This window comes from Weissella sp. DD23, assembly GCF_001579105.1.
GTDB classification, from domain to species: domain Bacteria; phylum Bacillota; class Bacilli; order Lactobacillales; family Lactobacillaceae; genus Weissella; species Weissella cibaria.
The window spans coordinates 10011-11925 of sequence record NZ_KQ970390.1; the positions used below are offsets into that span (position 1 = coordinate 10011).

Sequence of the window (1915 nt, forward strand, 5' to 3'; positions counted from 1 at the left end):
TGGCTGAAGCCGTGGCGACCATTAATTTGCCACTCTATCACAAGGCGCGACGTTGGGATGCGGATGATGTTTTGACAGCTTGGTACCAATTATTGGTGACGCATACACGTAATGGGCTGCAATTCATTGACGACCTAGCTAGTCGTGGGTATTTTATGAAGAACAACGTGCCACTGTTTTTCAATGGTAAGGCAATGGCCACATTTGATACGAGTGCGTTAATTCGTGAAGTGGTGTACGTTGAGACGGACGTTGACACTGATGGCGATGGTGTCCGAGATTTGGTGCGCGCCGAGGTAATTCGACCAGATACTGGCGTTAAGGTGCCAACGCTCTTTACCGCGTCACCTTATTACCAAGGGCTAAATAATGAAGCGAATGATGCGTTGGTTCACAATGTTGACGTCGCACTGTTACGCAAAACACCCAACACGTTGACGTATGAAGAGATTAAATATGAGCCTGAACAAGAAGCCTTGCCCGAAGCCCACGAAATTGCAGGCGAGGTGACTGAAACGACAGAATCGTTTACTGGTACGTCACATGTTGATTTAAACAATTATTTCTTGGCACGTGGCTTTGCGGTTGTCTATTCAGCTGGGGTCGGGACGCGTCATTCGGACGGGATGCAGGATACAGGGTCACCAGAACAGGTGGCTAGCATGCGGGCTGTTGTTGAGTGGTTGGCAGGTGACCGGCTGGCATTCATCGATAAGCACAGTGGTCAAACCATTAAAGCAAACTGGTCGAATGGTAAAGTGGCGATGACGGGTAAGTCTTACTTGGGGACACTGGCGACCGCGGTGGCAACAACCGGCGTACGCGGTCTGGAAACGGTGATTTCTGAAGCGGCGATTTCGGATTGGTATCAATACTACCGTGATAACGGTTTGGTCATTGCGCCCGGTGGTTTCCCTGGCGAGGATATGGATGTCTTGGCGGAATTAGTGTATTCGCGCATGTTGGATAGTGCGGATTGGCACCGTACCAAGATGCAATGGCATGGGTTCCAGCATGCAACGGCTGAGCATATGGATCGTACCACCGCTGATTACAATACGTACTGGGATGCGCGTAATTACCTAAATAATGTGCCAAATATTCAGGCTGATATTGTGATGGTCCATGGTTTGAATGATTGGAATGTTAAACCACGTCAGGTGTTCCGCTTATGGCAAAACTTACAAAAATTGCCAGTAGTTAAGAAACTGTATCTTCACCAAGGACAACATATTTACATTAACAATAACCGCTCCCTTGATTTTGCGGATCAAATGAATTTGTGGTTGAGCTATAAGCTCTACGGTGTCCAAAATCAAGCAGCTAGCCAGTTACCAGATGTTACTTGGCAAGCAAATGATCAAGCTGAGACTTGGGAGACCGGGCATGAGTGGGGGACGACGACGCTTACAACATTGCCATTAGTTGCTGAAACGGCGACAGTTCAGTATGAAGACTGGCAAATCGCGGACGATTTTGCCGCGTATAAGCAAGATTTCAACGCGTGGCGCCAACAGATGTTGCAACGTGAGAATGACAAGTTAGATGTGAACCGGGTGGTTTTTGTGCAACCTGCTTTTGAAAAGGATATGGTCATTGATGGTGAAGTGACGTTACAATTACGGATTAAGTCATCGGCAGATGTTGGCTTAGTGAGCGCCATGCTGGTTGATTATGGTGAAGCCCGGCGTCTAGCAGCGACACCACGACCGCAGGGCGTGCTAATTGATCGTGGTACTGGATGGCAGCCGACGCCATTAGTGGAATTTCAATTGGCAAAACCAACGACTGAAAAGATGATTAGTATTGGTCACATCAATCTTCAGAATCGGACAGCACCATGGCGTGTGGATGACCTTGTGCCAGACGAATTTGTTGACGTGGCGCTCACCCTGCAACCAACCCGTTATCGATT

At 48.3% G+C, this 1915-nt stretch carries 1 protein-coding gene; it reads left to right on the top strand.

All coding sequences use genetic code 11. The features are described 5' to 3' along the window. Positions 1-1915: Xaa-Pro dipeptidyl-peptidase (locus WEIDD23_RS00055; RefSeq protein WP_242865402.1), on the top strand; the 1915-nt coding region annotated here is incomplete at both ends.